This window comes from Flintibacter sp. (genome assembly GCF_046973065.1).
This window is the reverse complement of record NZ_JBKVXZ010000011.1, coordinates 54,830-72,788: the sequence shown is the minus strand read 5'-3', so window position 1 is coordinate 72,788 and position 17,959 is coordinate 54,830. Positions and strand designations below refer to the sequence as shown.

At 55.6% G+C, this 17,959-nt stretch carries 18 protein-coding genes and 1 pseudogene; 16 read left to right on the top strand and 3 right to left on the bottom strand.

The genetic code is table 11. The features are described from left to right. The 5 genes and pseudogenes from ACLTXB_RS06390 to ACLTXB_RS06370 form a co-directional block, all read left to right on the top strand. A pseudogene (locus ACLTXB_RS06390) lies at nucleotides 1-376 on the top strand (TIM barrel protein); the annotation flags it as partial. Between the two features lie 2 nt (nucleotides 377-378). After that, nucleotides 379-1,443 (top strand): aminopeptidase P family protein, encoded by a 1,065-nt coding sequence (locus ACLTXB_RS06385; protein ID WP_428226437.1) that lies wholly within the window; start codon nucleotides 379-381, stop codon nucleotides 1,441-1,443. 98 nt (nucleotides 1,444-1,541) lie between these two features. Beyond that, on the top strand, nucleotides 1,542-2,105 hold the full coding sequence (gene efp, locus ACLTXB_RS06380) for an elongation factor P (RefSeq protein ID WP_008980227.1): 564 nt from the start codon (nucleotides 1,542-1,544) through the stop codon (nucleotides 2,103-2,105). A 214-nt stretch (nucleotides 2,106-2,319) separates the two neighbouring features. Continuing rightward, nucleotides 2,320-2,724, top strand: a complete 405-nt coding sequence (locus ACLTXB_RS06375) for a CD1247 N-terminal domain-containing protein (protein ID WP_020989514.1) — start codon at nucleotides 2,320-2,322, stop codon at nucleotides 2,722-2,724. A gap of 180 nt (nucleotides 2,725-2,904) precedes the next feature. Next, complete coding sequence (locus tag ACLTXB_RS06370; RefSeq protein WP_110441101.1) at nucleotides 2,905-3,312, top strand: hypothetical protein; 408 nt, start codon at nucleotides 2,905-2,907, stop codon at nucleotides 3,310-3,312. A 63-nt stretch (nucleotides 3,313-3,375) separates the two neighbouring features. Here the strand turns inward: ACLTXB_RS06370 and ACLTXB_RS06365 are convergent, their stop codons facing one another. Then, complete coding sequence (locus ACLTXB_RS06365) at nucleotides 3,376-3,924, bottom strand: DUF4830 domain-containing protein (RefSeq protein ID WP_428226436.1); 549 nt, start codon at nucleotides 3,922-3,924, stop codon at nucleotides 3,376-3,378. Nucleotides 3,925-4,035: 111 nt separating this feature from the next. Here ACLTXB_RS06365 and ACLTXB_RS06360 point away from each other — a divergent pair, with 111 nt between their 5' ends. From ACLTXB_RS06360 to ACLTXB_RS06310, 11 genes are all read left to right on the top strand, one after another. Further along, nucleotides 4,036-4,749 (top strand): pseudouridine synthase, encoded by a 714-nt coding sequence (locus ACLTXB_RS06360; protein ID WP_428226438.1) that lies wholly within the window; start codon nucleotides 4,036-4,038, stop codon nucleotides 4,747-4,749. Nucleotides 4,750-4,864: 115 nt separating this feature from the next. Further along, complete coding sequence (locus ACLTXB_RS06355; protein ID WP_110441099.1) at nucleotides 4,865-5,956, top strand: PucR family transcriptional regulator; 1,092 nt, start codon at nucleotides 4,865-4,867, stop codon at nucleotides 5,954-5,956. 273 nt (nucleotides 5,957-6,229) lie between these two features. Continuing rightward, nucleotides 6,230-6,919 carry a cell division ATP-binding protein FtsE gene (gene ftsE, locus ACLTXB_RS06350; protein WP_008980233.1) on the top strand — a complete coding sequence of 230 codons (690 nt, stop codon included), beginning with the start codon at nucleotides 6,230-6,232 and terminating at the stop codon, nucleotides 6,917-6,919. Then, the gene (ftsX, locus tag ACLTXB_RS06345) at nucleotides 6,903-7,793 is read left to right on the top strand and encodes a permease-like cell division protein FtsX (RefSeq protein WP_428226435.1); all 891 of its coding nucleotides are present in this window, start codon (nucleotides 6,903-6,905) and stop codon (nucleotides 7,791-7,793) included. Before ftsE ends, ftsX begins: the two co-directional genes overlap by 17 nt. Nucleotides 7,794-7,923: 130 nt before the next feature. Further along, a complete protein-coding gene (locus tag ACLTXB_RS06340; protein WP_428226434.1) occupies nucleotides 7,924-9,171 on the top strand; it encodes a murein hydrolase activator EnvC family protein in 1,248 nt (415 codons plus the stop codon). Between the two features lie 55 nt (nucleotides 9,172-9,226). Beyond that, a complete protein-coding gene (locus ACLTXB_RS06335; protein ID WP_428226433.1) occupies nucleotides 9,227-9,901 on the top strand; it encodes a hypothetical protein in 675 nt (224 codons plus the stop codon). Nucleotides 9,902-10,030: 129 nt separating this feature from the next. Further along, entirely contained in the window at nucleotides 10,031-10,504 is a 474-nt protein-coding gene (gene greA, locus ACLTXB_RS06330) for a transcription elongation factor GreA (RefSeq protein ID WP_008980237.1), read from the top strand. Between the two features lie 51 nt (nucleotides 10,505-10,555). Then, complete coding sequence (lysS, locus tag ACLTXB_RS06325; protein ID WP_428226432.1) at nucleotides 10,556-12,487, top strand: lysine--tRNA ligase; 1,932 nt, start codon at nucleotides 10,556-10,558, stop codon at nucleotides 12,485-12,487. A 152-nt stretch (nucleotides 12,488-12,639) separates the two neighbouring features. Beyond that, nucleotides 12,640-13,080, top strand: a complete 441-nt coding sequence (locus ACLTXB_RS06320; protein ID WP_008980239.1) for a MarR family winged helix-turn-helix transcriptional regulator — start codon at nucleotides 12,640-12,642, stop codon at nucleotides 13,078-13,080. Nucleotides 13,081-13,316: 236 nt separating this feature from the next. Beyond that, the gene (locus ACLTXB_RS06315) at nucleotides 13,317-14,531 is read left to right on the top strand and encodes an MATE family efflux transporter (protein ID WP_428226431.1); all 1,215 of its coding nucleotides are present in this window, start codon (nucleotides 13,317-13,319) and stop codon (nucleotides 14,529-14,531) included. A 75-nt stretch (nucleotides 14,532-14,606) separates the two neighbouring features. Next, a complete protein-coding gene (locus ACLTXB_RS06310; RefSeq protein WP_020989521.1) occupies nucleotides 14,607-15,185 on the top strand; it encodes an AAA family ATPase in 579 nt (192 codons plus the stop codon). Nucleotides 15,186-15,291: 106 nt separating this feature from the next. On the opposite strand, the gene ACLTXB_RS06305 is transcribed toward ACLTXB_RS06310, so the two are convergent. Both ACLTXB_RS06305 and feoB read right to left on the bottom strand, forming a co-directional pair. Beyond that, complete coding sequence (locus tag ACLTXB_RS06305) at nucleotides 15,292-15,444, bottom strand: FeoB-associated Cys-rich membrane protein (protein WP_428226430.1); 153 nt, start codon at nucleotides 15,442-15,444, stop codon at nucleotides 15,292-15,294. Nucleotides 15,445-15,460: 16 nt separating this feature from the next. Further along, the gene (gene feoB, locus ACLTXB_RS06300) at nucleotides 15,461-17,944 is read right to left on the bottom strand and encodes a ferrous iron transporter B (protein ID WP_428226429.1); all 2,484 of its coding nucleotides are present in this window, start codon (nucleotides 17,942-17,944) and stop codon (nucleotides 15,461-15,463) included. Nucleotides 17,945-17,959 lie beyond the last annotated feature (15 nt).

Genomic DNA, 17,959 nt, shown 5'->3' with positions numbered 1-17,959 from the left:
GTGTACCCTGGATGAGCGGCTTATCCCCTGCATCGACTTTGGCCACCTGTACGCCCGCTCGCTGGGTGAGCTGGAGGGAGAGCAGGCCTGCCGGGAGATGTTGGACAAGGTGGAGCGGGTGCTGGGTGAGGAGCGGGCCAGCCGTTTCCACAGCCACTTCTCCCGCATCGAGTTCACTCCCAACGGCGGAGAAAAACGCCACCGTACCTTTGCAGACCACGGGGGCTTTGGGCCGGACTGGACGCCGCTGGCCCGGGAAGTGGCCCGCCGGGGCTGGAGTCCCACCTTCATCTGCGAAAGCGCAGGTACTCAAGCGGAGGACGCGGTGGAGATGAAGAGAATTTACCAGGGCTTTTGCAGCTCTGAGGAGGCATAAGCATGAATCACATTGAAAAAATCTCCAGATCTCTGGAGGAACATAACCTGGACGCTATGCTGATCACCAGCGAGCCGGGGGAGCGCTACGCTCTGGGCTTTCAGGGAGAGGGCTGGCTGCTGGTAGGCAGGCAGGGGGCTCACTACTCCACCGACGGGCGGTATATCGAAGCCGCGCAAAAACAAGTGAAGGGGGTTCAGCTCTCCCTGATCTCGGCCCAGAAGGGACATCTGTCCCTGGCTCGGGATTATATCCGTACCCAGAGATTTGAAAGGGTGGGCTTTGAGAGCGGATATATGAATGTGGAGCAGTATCAGCGCCTGTGCGACGCGCTGCCCTGCCAGTTGGTACCGGCCCAGAAGCTGCTTACCCAGCTGCGGGCTTCCAAGGACGTGGAGGAACTGTCTGCCATGCGCCGGGCCCAGGAGATCACCGACCAGGCGTTTCGGGAGATTTTGAACTTTATCCGTCCGGGTATGACCGAGCAGCAGGTGGCTGCCCGGCTGGTGTATGAGATGCTGCGCCGGGGCGCCCGCAAGGTGTCCTTTGATCCCATCGTAGCGGCGGGAGCCAACGGCTCCATGCCACACGCGGTGCCGGGAGAGACCGTGATCCAAGCCGGGATGTTCGTTACCATGGACTTTGGCTGCATTTGGGACGGCTATTGCTCCGACATGACCCGTACCGTGGCGGTGGGTCAGCCTACGGAAGAGATGGAGAAGGTGTACCATACCGTCCTCCAGGCTCAGAAGGCGGGGATTGCCGCTGCCCGGGCAGGGGTGACAGGCAGCGAGATCGACGCTGCGGCCCGTCAGGTAATCGCTGAGGCGGGGTACGGCGAGTACTTCACCCACAGCTTCGGCCACTCTCTGGGACTGGAGATCCATGAGGCGCCCAACGCCTCGCCCTCCCAGCAGGAAGCGATGCCTTCCGGTGCGGTGATCTCCGCCGAGCCGGGGATCTATCTGCCGGGCAAGTTCGGCGTGCGCATTGAGGACGTTCTGGTACTGCGTGAGGGAGGCTGCGAGGACCTGACCCGCTCCCCCAAAGACCTGATTGTTCTGTGATTTGCCGGAATTTTAGCAAACCCCCTTGTCAAAACAAGGGAAACAGGGTAAAATAAATTAGTTCATTAAAAACACAATGGAGGATGATTCCTATGGCAATGATTTCCGCCAGTGATTTCCGCAACGGCGTGACCTTCGAGATGGACGGTAAGGTCATGCAGGTCGTCGAGTTCCAGCACGTAAAGCCCGGCAAGGGCGCCGCCTTTGTCCGTACCAAGATGAAGAACATCATCACCGGCGGCGTGACCGAGACCTCCTTCAACCCCACCGCCAAGTTTGAGCAGGCCTTTGTTGAGCGCAAGGACATGGAGTACAGCTACAACGATGGTGATCTGTACTACTTCATGGACATGGAGACCTTCGACATGCTGCCCATCAGCAAGGATCTGCTGGGCGATTCCTTCCGCTTCGTGAAGGAGAACATGAGCTGCAAGGTCATGTCCTACAAGGGCAGCGTCTTCGGCGTGGAGCCCCCCACCTTCGTGGAGCTGGAGGTCACCGAGACCGATCCCGGCTTTAAGGGCGACACCGCTACCAACGTGACCAAGCCCGCTACCCTGGAGACCGGCGCTGAGATCAAGGTTCCCCTGTTCATCAACCCCGGCGACAAGATCAAGATCGATACCCGTACCGGCGAGTACCTGGAGCGCTGCAAGGGCTAAGCGTCCGAGCCGTTGCGAACAGCGCGGATGGACCGGAGCGAGGAATACAAACCAAGAGCCGCAAAGCGGGTCTGTTTGTGTTCCGAGACGAAGGGAAGCCGCGCGTCGTGAGCAGGCGAGGCGTGATAATGCTAAGCGCCCGAGCCGCTGCAACTATGCCGTCCCCTGAAAAAAGTAATCGTGTTTGAGGCTGCGCCTCAGAAAGGAGTACCCCATGACCATTTCTGAAAAAGTCGCTTATCTGAAGGGCTTGGCTGAGGGCCTGAATCTGGACACTGAGAAGTCCAAGGAGGGCAAGCTGATTTCTGTGATGATCGGCATCCTGGAAGAGGTGGGCCTGTCCATCGAGGATCTGGAGGAGAACGCCCTGGCTCTGGGTGAGGAGATCGATGTGCTCTCCGACGACCTGGCCGACGTGGAGTCCGAGGTGTTCGGTGAAGACGAGGAAGACGATGACGAGGAGGACGACTTCTTTGAGGTCGAGTGCCCCAACTGTGAGGAGCCGCTGGTCATTGATGACGAGGCCCTCGCTGCCGGAGAGATTCAGTGCCCCAACTGTGAGACCCGCTTCTCTCTGGACCTGTCCGACGACACTGTGGAGGCGGACGAGGAGGAGTAAGCACTCTTCCGTCAATCAATCGCATAAATGCCGCAAAGCGGAAGCTTTGCGGCATTTTTATGCCAAATGTGTTTCCATTGCGTGGCTGTCAAGGTTTTACCCGCATGTCTGGATCTATCCCGACCATACTAAATGCCGGATGGCACATCCAAATCATCGGATGATGGGGAGGAAACAGCGATGAATGGGAGATGGCTGGGCCTGTGCGGGGCCGTGGTGATGACAGTTTCTCTGGCCTCCTGCAGCGCCAAGGGGCAGGAGAACGGGGTGGGTATGCTGAACAATACCGGCATGTCCGCCGCGGGCTACCGGACCTCAACATCGACTGGGCGGCAGTATTTGCCGGACAGCCGATACTATGCTGACGGAGATGGTACCGTGAAGCGCTATCGCCAAGCGGGCAGCAGCGAGTGGGAGCAGCTGGGCAAGGCCTTGGAAGATAGCTGGAACGAATTGATGAAGGGTACGGAAAATACCCTGAAAGACGCAGGCAAGGATACCAAAAATGCTGCCAAGGACATTGGGCAGGGGGTAGAAAATGCCGCCAAAGATGCCAAGACAGATATGGAAAAGATGACCGGGAAATAATCTCTGCCAGCACTGCGGCGGCGCACCGGAACTGTTCCGGCGCGCCGCCGCGTGTGTTCTGTGTTATCCCTGTGGCATGGATAGCCCGTGGACAAAGCCGTTCATCTGGGGAGAGAGGACTTCCCCGCCCACCACTTTGTCCCGGTAGATCAAAAGGTTGGCCTGTACGCCCGTTTCCCCAGAGGGATAATTGGTGATTTCATAGGTGTACCGCTTGACCCGTTTTCCGGCATATTTGGTCAAATCGAATCCCTGAGCGGTTTGCAGCTCCAAATATTCGTCATAGCTCTCGTCCATCTCTTTGGGGATGGTAAGCTCCTCTGTGACCAGAGGGTCCTGGTTTACCTGCCAGCCGTATTGACTCAAAAACGAGACCCGGTCTTCGTTGGAACTGATCCCTGTAGTGTCCGGGGCGGTACTGGCGGCCACCGTGGGCAGGGCGGGGGGATCGAGATTCATCACCAGTCCGGCGCAGCACAGCAGCGCCGCGGCGGCCACGCTGATCGCCAGCTTTCGCCTTGGCAGTCTGGCGGTAAGAATAAACACAGCGCATTCTCCTTCCACATCCAGCATCTTGGTGCAGTTTATGTACCAAAGGGCCGGAATATTCATGGCTGGGGAGTGCTTTTGTGGGAGAGAATGGGTTTTGATTGAAATTTTTTCTTTCCCTTGGTAAAATGAACCGAAACATACCACATAAGCGAGGAGGTATCAACCGTGGCGATGGAACGTCTGGATAAGCTTCTGGCATCCACAGGACGTTGGTCCCGCAAGGAGGTCAAAGAACTCATTGGCCGAGGACGCGTACTGGTAGACGGACGCCCCGCGGGACGGCCGGAGGATAAATGCGAGCCCCAGAGCGTCTGCATCCAAGTGGATGGGGAGATCGTGGACTGCGCTCCTTGTGTGTACATCATGCTGCATAAGCCCGCCGGACTGCTTTCCGCCACTCAGGATAAGAAGCAGGCCACCGTGCTGGATCTGCTGCCAGAGCATCTGCGCCGCCGGGGACTGTTTCCGGTGGGACGGTTGGATAAGGATACGGAAGGGCTGCTGCTGCTCACCGATGACGGCCCTCTGGGCCACGACCTGCTCTCTCCCCGCAAACATGTGGATAAGGTCTATTATGCCCGAGTGGATGGACAGATTGATAAAGAGGATGTCCAGGTCCTGGCTCAGGGCATGACATTGGGAGACGGTCTGGTTTGCCTTCCTGCCGGCCTAGAGCCTCTGGGCGATGGAAGTGAGTGTTTGGTCACTCTCCGGGAGGGAAAATATCACCAGGTCAAGCGGATGCTGGCTGCCCGGGGCAAGCCGGTACTTTACCTCAAACGGCTGTCCATGGGGCCGTTGAAGCTGGATGAAAAGCTGGAAAAAGGCCAGTGGCGGTTCCTGACAGAGCGGGAAGTACAGGGCCTCAAGGCCGCTCGAGGATGAAGAGACAAAAAATTGTGCGTTTTGAACAAAAAAATGGGACAACCCCCTTGCCAAAACCGGGGGTGTACCGTTATAATGTCAATAGTGTTATGAGAATAACTTGGGAGGGATTATCGTGTCCAGCAGGATGTTTCAAGGAGTCGTGCTCCAAATGAAGGACAGCATCGATCGCATGGTAGGCGTGATCGATGCAGACGGAATCGTGGTGGCCTGCAGTGAGCTCACTTGTATTGGAGAGCATTGGTCTGGCGCTGTCGCCGCGGTCAACTCCTCGGACAATGCCACAGCCCATTTTGAGGGCAAGACCTTTAAACCCCTTGCCGGTTGGGGGGCCCAGTTTGATTATGCCGCGTTTGTAAAGGGCGAGGATGATCTGGCCGGGGCGCTGTGCGCCATGGCGGTAGTGGCATTCAACGGAGCCAAGACTTATTATGAAGAAAAGCATGATAAGGCTACTTTTGTAAAGAATATTATCTCCGACAACATCCTGTTGGGAGATATTTATACCCAGGCCAAGGAGCTCCACTTTGTCTCCGAGGCTCCCCGTGCCGCCTTCCTGGTGCGCCAGCTGGGTCCCGCCGATGTGACTACCATCGATGTGATCCAGAACCTCTTCCCGGACAAGCAGACGGATTTCGTCATCTCCATCAACGAGACTGACGTGGCCCTCATTAAGCAGCTGCCCGAGGGAGCGGACGCCAAGGAGCTGCAGAAGATCGCCAAGCAGATCGCTACTGCCGTGACCCAGGAGCTGGGTATCAAGGTTGTGATCGGTATCGGTACAGTGGTCAACCATATCCGCGATCTGGCCCGGGCCTATAAAGAGGCCGGAGTGGCCATCGATGTGGGCAAGGTGTTTGACACCGAAAAGACGGTCATCAACTATGAGAATCTGGGTATTGGCCGTCTGATCTATCAGCTGCCCACCATCCTGTGCCAGATGTTCCTCCAGGAGGTCTTTAAGAAGAATCCCATTGACGCCCTGGATCAGGAGACTCTGCTCACTATCAACAAGTTCTTTGAGAACAACCTGAACGTGTCCGAGACAGCCCGTAAGCTGTTCGTACACCGCAATACGCTGGTCTATCGTCTGGAGAAGATCAAGAAGCTGACTGGGCTGGATCTGCGTGAGTTTGACGATGCCATCACCTTCAAGGTGGCTCTGATGGTCAAGAAGTATCTGATTTCCCGGGGAATTGAGTCCTGATGCACTGATTTTCCGGCGGTCTCACGCCCTTTCTTAAAGACAGGACGAGGCCTCCGTCTGCCCTGAGGCAGGCGGAGGCCTTTTTGTATTTCCTGAGGGAAATCGGAAAAGGTGACATAAAACCGCAATTTCCCATTGACAAGGGAAGGGTTACGGGTGTAACCTAAATAGTGAAATCTTTCCCGGGAAATGTGCTCCAAAGAGGGAACAAACTTTCCTGGTTATCGTCAAAAATTATGACAGCTATTTTAAGTATACGAGGGTTTACATATTATGATACGTTTTATTGACGTCTACAAAGAATACGACAACGGAACCAAGGCCCTGAAGGGGGTCAATATGCGCATTGACGATGGTGAATTTGTCTTTCTGGTAGGCCCCTCTGGCTCTGGAAAGTCTACCATCATTAAGCTGATTACCGGTGAGATCGCCCTGACCCAGGGCAAACTCATGGTCAATGGATACAGCATGAGCAACATCAGCCCCAAGCAGGTGCCTCTGATGCGCCGCACGCTGGGCATCATTTTCCAGGATTTCCGTCTGATCGAGAAAAAGACAGTATACGAAAACCTGTCCTTTGCCATGCGGGCGATCGGCGCGTCCAACCGGGACCTGAAGCGGCGCATCCCCTATGTGCTGCAGCTGGTGGGCCTGGAGCAGAAGGCGGACCGGTATCCCGGACAGCTCTCCGGCGGTGAGCAGCAGCGTGTGGCTATTGCCCGGGCTCTGGTGAACAACCCCAATATGATCATTGCCGACGAGCCGACCGGTAACCTGGACCCCAACCGCTCGCTGGAAATCATGATGCTGCTGGAGCGCATCAATGAGTTAGGGACTACCGTGCTGGTAGTAACCCACGAGAAGAATCTGGTCAACCGCTTTGGAAAGCGGGTCGTGGCCATCGAGGATGGCCGAATCATCAATGACGAAACGGGTGGGTACTACAATGGCGAAAAAATTTGATCTGGGATATTATTGCAGCGAAGGTGTCCACTCTATTTTTACCCATGGGTTTATGTCTTTTGCTGCCGTATGTATGATCGTGGCTTGTCTGCTGATCATGGGGTCTTTCTCCCTGGTTGCAGTCAACCTGGACAACATGCTGGGTGATCTGGAAGCGGAAAATGAGTTTCTGGCCTACATCGACGAGACCTATACGGAAGATCAGGCCAAAGCCCTCCAGTCTCAGATCGAGGCGATTCCCAATGTGGCTGAGGTGACCTTCGTCAGCCGGGACGAGGCTCTGGATGACTTCAGAGCTGGTCGCGAGGAGAACCCGCTGCTCAGCGATCTGGATGGGAGCGTGCTTCGGGATCGTTATCGGATCCATGTGGACGACATTGAGCAGCTGGAGCAGACCGTAAAGCAGGTAGAGCAGGTGGAGGGAATTGCCGACACCAACGCCGCCTATGAGATCGCGCAGGGCTTCGTCACGGTGCGCAACATTGCTGCCGGCGTAGCTATTGTGCTGGTCAGTATTCTGGCGGTAGTCTCCCTGTTTATTATTGCAAACACCACCAAACTGGCCTTCTTCTATCGCCGGGAGGAGATCGCCATTATGAAGATGTGCGGTGCCACCAATGCTTTTATCCGCTGGCCTTTCATTGTACAGGGTATGATCCTGGGACTGGCCGGTGCAATTGTGGCATTCTTCCTCCAGTGGGGTGTGTATGAGCTGGTAGGCAAGGCAGTCATTCAGTCCGACGGACTGTCCCTGGTCACCATTCTTCCCTTTACCTCGCTGATTGTTAACATCCTGCCTGTGTTTTGCGGTGCGGGACTGCTGATTGGTGTCGTGGGATCGGTGTTGGCCATCCGGAAGTTCCTGCAGGTTTAACGGGAAAGGAGTATTGCAGTGCGGCCGAAAAAGCAGCGTATTTTTATGGGTGTGATGGCAAGTGTATTGGTTGTCTTGATGCTTCTGCCCATGCTGGCAAATATTTTAGTTCGATAACAGGAGGCAGGCAATGGAACAGAAGAAAACCAAAAACTGGAAAACAATTGTAAAGCGCCTGCTGGTAGTGGCTCTGGTGCTGTCCCTGGCCATTCCTCTGGTGCCCCAGACTATGGTAGTTCCCGCTTCGGCTGTGACTCAGGCCGAAATTGATGAACTGAAGGATAACGCTTCTGATCTGCGCGATCAGCAGAAGGAGCTGCAGAATCAGTTGGCAGCCATCAAGGAAGATAAAAACAAGGCCCTGGAGCAGAAGACTCTGCTGGAGCAGCAGATCAATGCCACGCAGGCAGAAATCGATACCATTCAGACCCAGATCTCCAAGTACGACGAGCTCATTGCCCAAAAGCAGGTGGAGCTGGCCGAGGCGGAGGAGAAGGAGAAGGCCCAGTATGAGCTGTTCTGTGAGCGTGTGCGCTACATGGAGGAGCAGGGCGAGGTTTCTTACTGGTCCATCTTGTTTTCCTCCAGCGATTTTGCCGATCTGTTGGGCAATGCGATGATGGTGGATGAGATCATGCAGTATGACAACCAGGTCATGGATGAGCTCATTGCTATCCGGGAGCAGATCGCGCAGGATAAGGCGGATTTGGAGACTGCCCGCCAGGAGCAGCAGGCGGCCAAGGACGAGCAGGAGGCTGCCAAGGCCAGCCTGAAGACGCAAAAGTCTGAAGTTGACGCGCTGATCGATCAGATCAGCAGCCAGCAGGCTGAGGTGGAAAAGGCAGAAGCTCAGCTGAGGGCGGCGGCCGATGCAGTGGATAAGGAGATTGCGGCTGCGGAGAAGGAACTGGCCAGCCAGATCTCCAACGTAGTCAGCGAATCGGGCTTTATGTGGCCTCTGCCTGGCTATAATACCCTTTCTTCCCTCTTTGGAGGCCGGACCCACCCGGTGACCGGACGGCCCAACAATCACACCGGCATTGACATTCCTGCTCCGGCTGGTACCTCCATTCTGGCGGCCAAGAGCGGTGTGGTAACCACCTCTACTTATAACAGCTCTTACGGCAACTACGTAGTGGTCAGCCACAGCGACGGTACCTCTACCCTGTATGCCCACATGAGTCGCCGTGGCGTGTCCAAGGGACAGACGGTGTCTCAGGGCCAGGTAGTGGGCTATGTGGGAACCACTGGTTCTTCCACCGGTAACCACCTCCACTTCGAGATCCGTGTGAACGGCAGCCGTGTGGACCCGGTGAACTACTTCCTGGGCAGCATGACTTTGTATGCCACCAGCGGCGGCGTAAAGAAGAAACTGTAACGAACACATAATATATCCCCCCTTCCGCATAACGTTGCGGGAGGGGGGATGCGTTTTGTTGGGACAGCTGGTGTTCAGTCCCGATGGCCGGGAGCGGGCAGAGCGGCATGACCTGTATGGACTGGGTGTGCTCCAGGTCCGGGTGCGGCCCGGCGGCTGGCGAGAGAAGGGACGGCTGCGCCGCGGCGGAAAACGGCTGGCTCAAGGCGGAGTGCGGCGAGTCCTGGTTCCATGGGGCTTTGACCAGTGGCCTGTGCTGGAGCGCTGGGGGCTGAGCGGCGTAGATCCTGTCCCGTTCCTGCGCTTTTATGCCCCGCAGATCGTACTGGCTGCGTTGAAGCGGCGGGGGATCCCTCCGGAGGGCGCTACCGTAGCCCTTCGAAGCCGGAGCGTGGACCGGGACATGGCCCGAACAGCTCAGCTGTTGTGTCCGTTGGTACGTCAGGTAGCTGTCAACGCGCCCCAGGGCGGGGAGGAGCTGTCTTTATGGCTTCGCAGGGAATACGGCCTGCCGGTGCAGCCAGATGGGACGGAGGTATCCCTGGCGGTCTACTTTGACGGAGAGGGAGCGGGGGAGAAGGATCTGCTGCTGTGGGGGACAGCGCCTCAACTGGGAGAGGTGACCCCTCAGGCTGAGGCGTTGGCTCCTGAGGACCGGCAGGATCTGTGCCTCTTGGCGGCTCTGTGGGAAACGGGAAAAATTGGTAAATTTGAGCTAGAATTTACTTGACACAGGGCGGAAAAGTAACTATAATAACACAGACTGTATCCTTATAACTTTTTATAGTTATCCTGTATATTTGACTGGGTCCGGAGGCGCTGTCCTCCGGCCTAAGTTTGGAAAGGTGTGCGAGATATCATGGCGAAAGAATATAAACTGACTCCTCAGCGCCTGCAGGAGCTGCAGGACGAGCTGGTCTATCTGAAGACGGTGCGCGAGAAGGAGGTTGCGGAGCTGATTAAGGAGGCCCGCTCCTTCGGCGACCTGAGCGAGAACAGCGAGTACGATGAGGCTAAGACCGAGCAGGGCAAGCTCTACTCCCGCATTGCTGAGGTGGAGGAGATTCTGAGCAACTATGTGGTCATTGACGAGAGCGATGACGGCGGCAACTATGTGCGCATCGGCTCCACCGTGACCGTGCTGGACAAGGAGTTTGACGAGGAGCTGGTCTATAAGATCGTAGGCTCCCAGGAGGCCGATCCCATGAACGGGGTCATCTCCGAGGACTCTCCCTTTGGCCGTGCCCTGCTGGGTAAGAATGTGGGCGACGACGTGGTTGTGGACGCCCCCGCCGGCAGCGTGGAGTACAAGCTGCTGAAGGTAGAGCGGTAAGAATACAAACTCCGGAATCCCGGAGAGAAAGAGATAGGAGTGCGCGCATACATGGCCGAGAAGAATAACAACGCGGTTCCCCAGGAGGAGAACCTGTCCCAGCTGCTTCAGATCCGCCGGGACAAGCTGAAGGACCTGCAGGAGAGCGGCAACGATCCCTTCCAGATTACCCGCTATGCGGTGGACAACGATTCCGCCAATATCAAGGAAAATTTTGACGCCCTGGAGGGTCAGCCGGTGTCCATTGCCGGCCGCCTCATGTCCAAGCGCGGCATGGGCAAGGTGTCCTTCTGCGATCTGCAGGACAAGTCCGGCCGCATCCAGCTCTATGCCCGGAAGGACGAGATGGATGAGGAGGAATATAACCGCTTTAAGAAGTACGACATCGGCGATATCGTGGGCGTGCAGGGCGAGGTGTTCCGCACCCAGCGTGGCGAGATGTCTGTCCGTGTGCAGAAGGTGACCCTGCTGAGCAAGTCCCTGCTGCCCCTGCCTGAGAAGTTCCACGGCCTGACCAACACGGAGCTGCGTTACCGCCAGCGCTATGTGGACCTGATCGTCAACCCCGAGGTGAAGCGGAATTTCATCATCCGCTCCCAGTTTATCAAGTACGTCCGTGACTTCATGGATGCCCGTGGCTTCATGGAGGTGGAGACCCCTGTTCTCAACACCATCTCCGGCGGCGCCACTGCCCGGCCCTTCATCACCCACCACAACACCCTGGATATCGACATGTATATGCGTATCGCCACCGAGCTGCCCCTGAAGCGGCTCATCGTGGGCGGCATGGACCGGGTGTACGAGATCGGCCGTATCTTCCGCAACGAGGGCATGGACCCCAAGCACAACCCTGAGTTCACCACCATCGAGCTCTATCAGGCCTATGCCGACTTCAACGACATGATGGACCTCTTCGAGGACCTGCTGTCCTCCGCTGCCCAGAAGATCCTGGGTACCTATCAGGTGGAGTGGCAGGGTGAGAAGATTGACCTGACCCCCGGCTGGCCCCGTATGCCCATGCACGAGGCGGTCAAGAAGTACTGCGGCATCGACTTTATGGCCATCACCTCCGACGAGGAGGCCGTGGCTGCCGCCAAGTCCATCGGCGTAGAGCTACCTGAGACCGCCGACAAGACCTGGGGCAACGCTCTGTACGAGTGCTTTGACCAGAAGGTGGAGGAGAAGCTCATTCAGCCCACCTTTATCACCATGCACCCCGTGGACGTGTCCCCCCTGGCCAAGCGCTCTCCCAGCGATCCTTGTCTCACCGAGCGCTTCGAGCTGTTCATCTGCCACAGTGAGATGGGTAACGCCTTCTCCGAGCTCAACGACCCCATTGACCAGCGCCAGCGCTTCCAGAAGCAGGTGGAGCTGCGTGACAAGGGCGACGACGAGGCCGGTATGATGGACGAGGACTTCCTCACCGCTCTGGAGTACGGTCTGCCTCCCACGGGTGGTCTGGGCATCGGCATCGACCGCTGCGTCATGCTGCTGACCAACTCCGACTCCATCCGTGAGGTCATTCTGTTCCCCACCATGAAGCCTGAGGGCGTGAAGAAGGAGGAGAAGGCTGCGCCTGCTTCTGCCCAGGCTCCTGCGGAGAAGATCGACTTCTCTAAGGTGGAGATCGAGCCCCTGTTTGCCGACTTTGTGGACTTTGATACCTTTGCCAAGTCCGATTTCCGGGCCGTGAAGGTAAAGGAGTGCGAGGCGGTCAAGAAGAGCAAGAAGCTCCTCAAGTTCGTCCTGGATGACGGCACTGGCACCGACCGCGTGATCCTCAGCGGTATCCACGATACCTATGAGCCCGAGGAGCTGGTGGGCAAGACCCTGATCGCTATCACCAACCTGCCTCCCCGCAAGATGATGGGCATTGACTCCTGCGGTATGATCATTTCTGCTATCCACCACGAGGAGGGTGTGGAGAAGCTCCACTGCCTGATGGTGGACGACCACATCCCCGCCGGCGCCAAGCTGTATTGATTTCCGGTATTTTGGGGAATCAAATAAGACAAAGTAGAGAACAGAGCTCTGGGTTATCCAGAGCTCTGTTTTTTGTCATTATCAAGGGGTTGACAAAGAAGCTATGAAAGCTATAATAAGTAATTGGTTACGTATTTGCGGGAGGTGAGACAATGCCGGGTATGATGCCGTTTGGATTAAAGATTGCCATTATTAATCGGGCGTTCCGAAAACGGATGGATGAGAAAGCGGCCGACATGGGGCTGACCTCTGTGCAGCTCCGAGTGCTGGGGTCTATCAGCCGATTGGAGGCCTCTGGTGAGACAGAAGTTCATCAGAATGATTTGGAGCGAATCGAGCATGTGACCCATCCAGCGATGACGAAGCTTCTCCAGCGCTTGGAAAGCAAAGGATTTATCCAATGCGTTCCCAGTGCGAAGGACCGGCGCTATAAAAAGATCACCTGTACCGAGAAATCCACAGGGATTTATAAGATGATCCTGGCGCAGGATCAAGAGGTCCTAGATGAAATCTGCAAGGGTTTTACCAAGCAGGAGAAGGAGGCCTTGCTTCAAACCACCGATCTTATACTGCGCAATATTGATTCTCAATGATCTTTTTAGAAAAATGAATTCCCCAGGCAGTGAGCCGAGGAGAACACTCGGATTCACTGCCTGCTTTTTTGTACAAATAGGTAACTAGTTACTTAATTAAGGAGAGAATGAGAATGGAACAAACAATATCATCAACCAGTAAAAGTCCCTTTGCAACCGAACCTATCGGGCGTTTGATCGTCAAATTTGCAGTTCCTTGTGTAATTTCTCTGTTGGTAAACTCGCTTTATAACATTGTGGATCAAATTTTTATCGGATGGGGCGTAGGTTACTTGGGAAACGGAGCTACCAACGCCGTTTTCCCCATCACGATTGTGGCCCTGGCCTTATGCCTGATGATTGGCGACGGCGGTGCGGCCTATCTCAGTTTAAAGCTGGGCGAGGGTGACATTGCCAGTGCCAAACGGGGAGTGGGCAATGCTATCGTAATGGTGGTGGTAGTCAGTATTGTGCTGGCCTCAGTGTTCCTGATCTTTATTGATCCCATCCTGACCCTGTTTGGTGCCACAGACACTTTGCGGGAGTATGCTTTGCAGTATGGTACTATTATCGGAGTCGGACTGCCCTTCATGATGATCCCCGGCGCGGTCAATTCCATGATCCGGGCCGACGGAAGTCCCAAGTATGCCATGCTGTCCATGGCGCTGGGTGCTGTGGTCAATACCATCCTGGACCCTGTCTTTATTTTTGTATTCCATATGGGAGTGCAGGGGGCAGCTATTGCTACGGTGATCGGACAGGTGGCTACCTTTGTTATGGCCGTCACCTACCTGTTCCGGTTCAAGACCTTCCGCATTGACCGCAGTGCTTTCCGAATGAAAGTAAAGACCTGCACCACCGTGCTCAGTCTGGGTGTCAGCAGTTTTATCACACAGTTTGCCATCACCATCGTCATGGCACTGACCAACAACCTGCTGGTTTCTTATGGAGCCCTGTCCATCTACGGCTCTGAGATTCCCATGACTGCCACCGGTATTGTTATGAAGGTCAATCAGATCCTCATCTCCATCCTCGTTGGTATTGCTGTGGGTGCACAGCCTATCATTGGTTTTAACTACGGCGCCAAAGATTTTACTCGTGTAAAAAAAGCGTTGGATATTGCCCTTGTGGCCTCTGAGATCATTGCCATCATTGCCTTCTTGATCTTCCAGTTTGCTCCCATGTCTGTGGTTTCGCTGTTTGGATCCGAGGAGGGCCTGTATAACGAGTTTGCGGTGAAAGCATTTCGTATTTTCTTGATGTTGTGCCCTCTGACTGGGTTTCAGACCGTGGTTGCCGTATATTTGCAGGCAGTGGGCAAGCCACTCAAGTCGGCCATCTTATCCCTGGCCCGTCAGATTATTCTCTTTGTACCTGCTGCCGAAGTTCCTGGGTGTGGTAGGTGTGCTTTGGACAGGGCCTGTGGCCGATGGCCTGGCCTTCCTGCTGTCGGTTGGATTGCTGATTTATGAGAGAAAGCAGTTAAAAGAAATTGAACAGGCAGAATAAGCAAAGACTGATTTGTGTACTGCGAAAGGAGCGATCGTATGAAAAACCGGATTATTACCATCAGCCGTGAGTTTGGAAGTGGTGGACGTACCATTGGCAAAAAAGTAGCAGAAGAACTTGGAATTCCCTGTTATGACAGTGAACTGATTGAGAAAGTGGCATCGGAGAGCGGATTTGATGCCAATTACATCAAGGATGCGGGAGAGTATGCTCCTGGCGGATTTCTCTCCTCGGCGTTTTCCCACCGCTCCTCCGGACCCAATAATGCGGATTATTTATGGAAAATCCAGTACAAGATCATTACTGAGTTGGCGGAGAAGGGACCCTGTGTCATTGTGGGACGGTGCGCGGACTATATTCTTCGAGAGAGAGCAGACTGTCTGCGAGTGTTTATCCACGCAGATTTAGCCTTCCGGGCGGAGCGGATCGTCAAGGAATATGGAGAGCGGGAGGAATCCCCGGAGCAGCGCTTGAAGGACAAGGACAAGCGCCGCGCAGCCTATCATCGCTTCTATACTAATATGAAGTGGGGACACGCACAAAATTATGATGTTACTCTGAACAGCGGGACGCTTGGAATTGATAAGTGCGTGGATATTATTAAAGATCTCTATTGAGGTGATGTACAGGGAAGAGAACCGTAAGGTTTGTTTTCATGTCCAATCATCCTTTTCAGAAGAAAAAAGAAGCCGCCCTTCCCAAAGCGGGAAGGGCGGTAAATGTTTAGGCGGTGTGATGGTCGTGGCAGTGACAGCCGCTTCCGCAGTGGCCGGGGCAGCCTGCGCAGTGCTTGCCTGCCTTGTGATCTTTCCACATGGCGCGGCCGGCCAGGCCTGCGCCCAAAATTACGATTGCTAATACAATGAAAGTTCCCATAATAAACTCCTTGATCTTATGCGCGGCTGACCGAGCGGCGGGCGGAGAGCTGCTCCTGCTCACTGGGACGGTAGCCTTTGCGCACCAGCAGATAGATAATAGCGGCCAGAGCCAGGATGGCGGCGATGGTGCCAGCGCCAAATGCCACTTCACCAAGGGCCAGACCCACCAGCTGATAAACAATCAGAGAGACCACATACGCAAAGCCACACATGTAGCCGATAGCAGCCAGAGTCCACTTGGGGTTGTTCATCTCCCGTTTGATGGCGCCCATCGCGGCAAAGCAGGGGGCGCATAGCAGATTGAAGATCATGAAGGCGTAGGCGGCGATAGGCGTGAAGTGTTCAGCCATCTCTAACGACAGATTGCCCGGGAACGTAACACCGAAGGTGGACACCACTTCCTCCTTGGCAATGAGGCCGGTGACAGTGGCCACAGTAGCCTGCCAGGTGCCGAAGCCCAGGGGAGCGAAGATGAAGGCAACTGTCTTGCCGATGGAGGCCAGCAGGGAATCGTTGTTGTCGGCTACCATGCCAAAGCCGTCAGCGGTGAAGCCAAAGCCCTGAAGGAACCAGAGAATGATGGAGCTGAGCAGGATGACGGTGCCGGCCCGCTTAATGAAGGACCAGCCGCGCTCCCAGGTGGCGCGAAGGACATTGCCACGGGTGGGGACATGATAAGCGGGCAGCTCCATGACAAAGGGAGCGGGCTCGCCGGCGAAGGCTTTGAACTTCTTCAGCATGACGCCGGAGATAATGACTGCTGCCACACCGATAAAGTAGGCGGAGGTAGCGACCCAAGAGGAGCCGCCGAACAGAGCGCCGGCAAACAGGGCGATGATGGGCATCTTGGCGCCGCAGGGGATAAATGCGGTGGTCATAATGGTCATCTTCCGGTCGCGGTCCTGTTCAATGGTCCGGGAGGCCATGATGCCGGGGACGCCGCAGCCGGTGGCCACCAGCATGGGAATAAAACTCTTGCCGGACAGGCCGAAGCGGCGGAAGATCCGGTCCATGATAAAGGCGATACGAGCCATGTAGCCGCAATCCTCCAGCAGAGCCAGCAGGAAGAAAAGCACCAGCATCTGAGGCACAAAGCCCAGAACAGCGCCCACACCGCCCACAATGCCGTCCAGCACCAGGCCGGAGACGACCTCGTTGCAGCCGATGCTGTTGAGGAGGTTCTCGACCAAGACAGGGATGCCAGGTACCCAGGTGCCATACTCCGTGGGATCGGGCTCCTCAACGGTAAGGGCCTCTTCAAAGTGGGAGAGGTCCACGGCCTCGGTGGTGGTGACGCCGGTCTCATCGTCATAGAAGTAGACGTCGGTGGTGAGATCAGCGGTCTGAGCGGCAAAGGCCTGGATCATAGCATCGTCCAAGGTGCCATCTTCCCGGGCGGCAGTAAACTCACTGGTGTCCACGCCGGCCTTTTCCGCCGCGGCCAGGAATCCCTCGATCACAGTATTGGCTTCCTCGTGAGCACCAGAGGCTTCTTCCCAGGCCTCCGTGTCTGCGGTGAAGGGGACAAACCAGCCGTCTCCAAACAGACCGTCGTTGGCCCAGTCGGTGGCGTGAGTGCCAATGGAGACTGTCCAACTGCCCATGGAGATAGCGTAAACCAGAGCCATGACCACCACAAAAATGGGCAGGGCCAGGATACGGTTGGTGACGATCTGGTCAATACGGTCGGAGGGAGTCAGGCCGGTGCGGGCCTTTTTTACTACGCTGCCAATGATGGAGGTGATGTACTGATAGCGCTCATTGGTGATGATGGATTCACCGTCATCGTCCAATTCTTCTTCGCAGGCAGCGATAGTTTCCTGAATCTCAGTGGGCAGCTTCATGCGTCCCTCAAGGGAAGCCAAGACCTTTTCATCTTTCTCAAACAGTTTGATAGCGTACCAGCGCAGCTGGCTGGCATCCACATGGCCGGAGATATTATTTTCAATCACTTCCAGTGCCTGCTCCACCCGCTTCTGGAACGAATGAACCGGACGGAAGGGCTCCTTTAGAGAGGCCACCTCAATCGCCTTGTTATACAGCTCCTTCAGTCCGGAGCCCCGCAGCGCAGAGACCTCAATGACCGGGCAGCCCAGCTTTTCTGACAGCTTGATGCTGTTGATCTGGTCGCCACGCTTTTTGATGACATCCATCATGTTCAGCGCGACCACCACAGGGATCCCCAACTCCAGGACCTGAGTGGTGAGGTAGAGGTTGCGCTCAATGTTGGTAGCGTCCACCAGATTGATGATCACATCAGGATGTTCATTGAGCAGGTAGTTTCGGCTGACCACCTCTTCCAAGGTGTAAGGGGAGAGGGAGTAGATGCCGGGCAGATCAGTGACAGTGACATCGGGATGTCCTTTCAGTTTGCCTTCCTTCTTTTCTACTGTAACGCCAGGCCAGTTGCCCACATATTGGTTGGCTCCGGTCATGGCGTTGAACATGGTGGTTTTGCCGCAGTTTGGGTTGCCCACCAGTGCCATGCGAATGGACATGATTGCTTCCTCCTT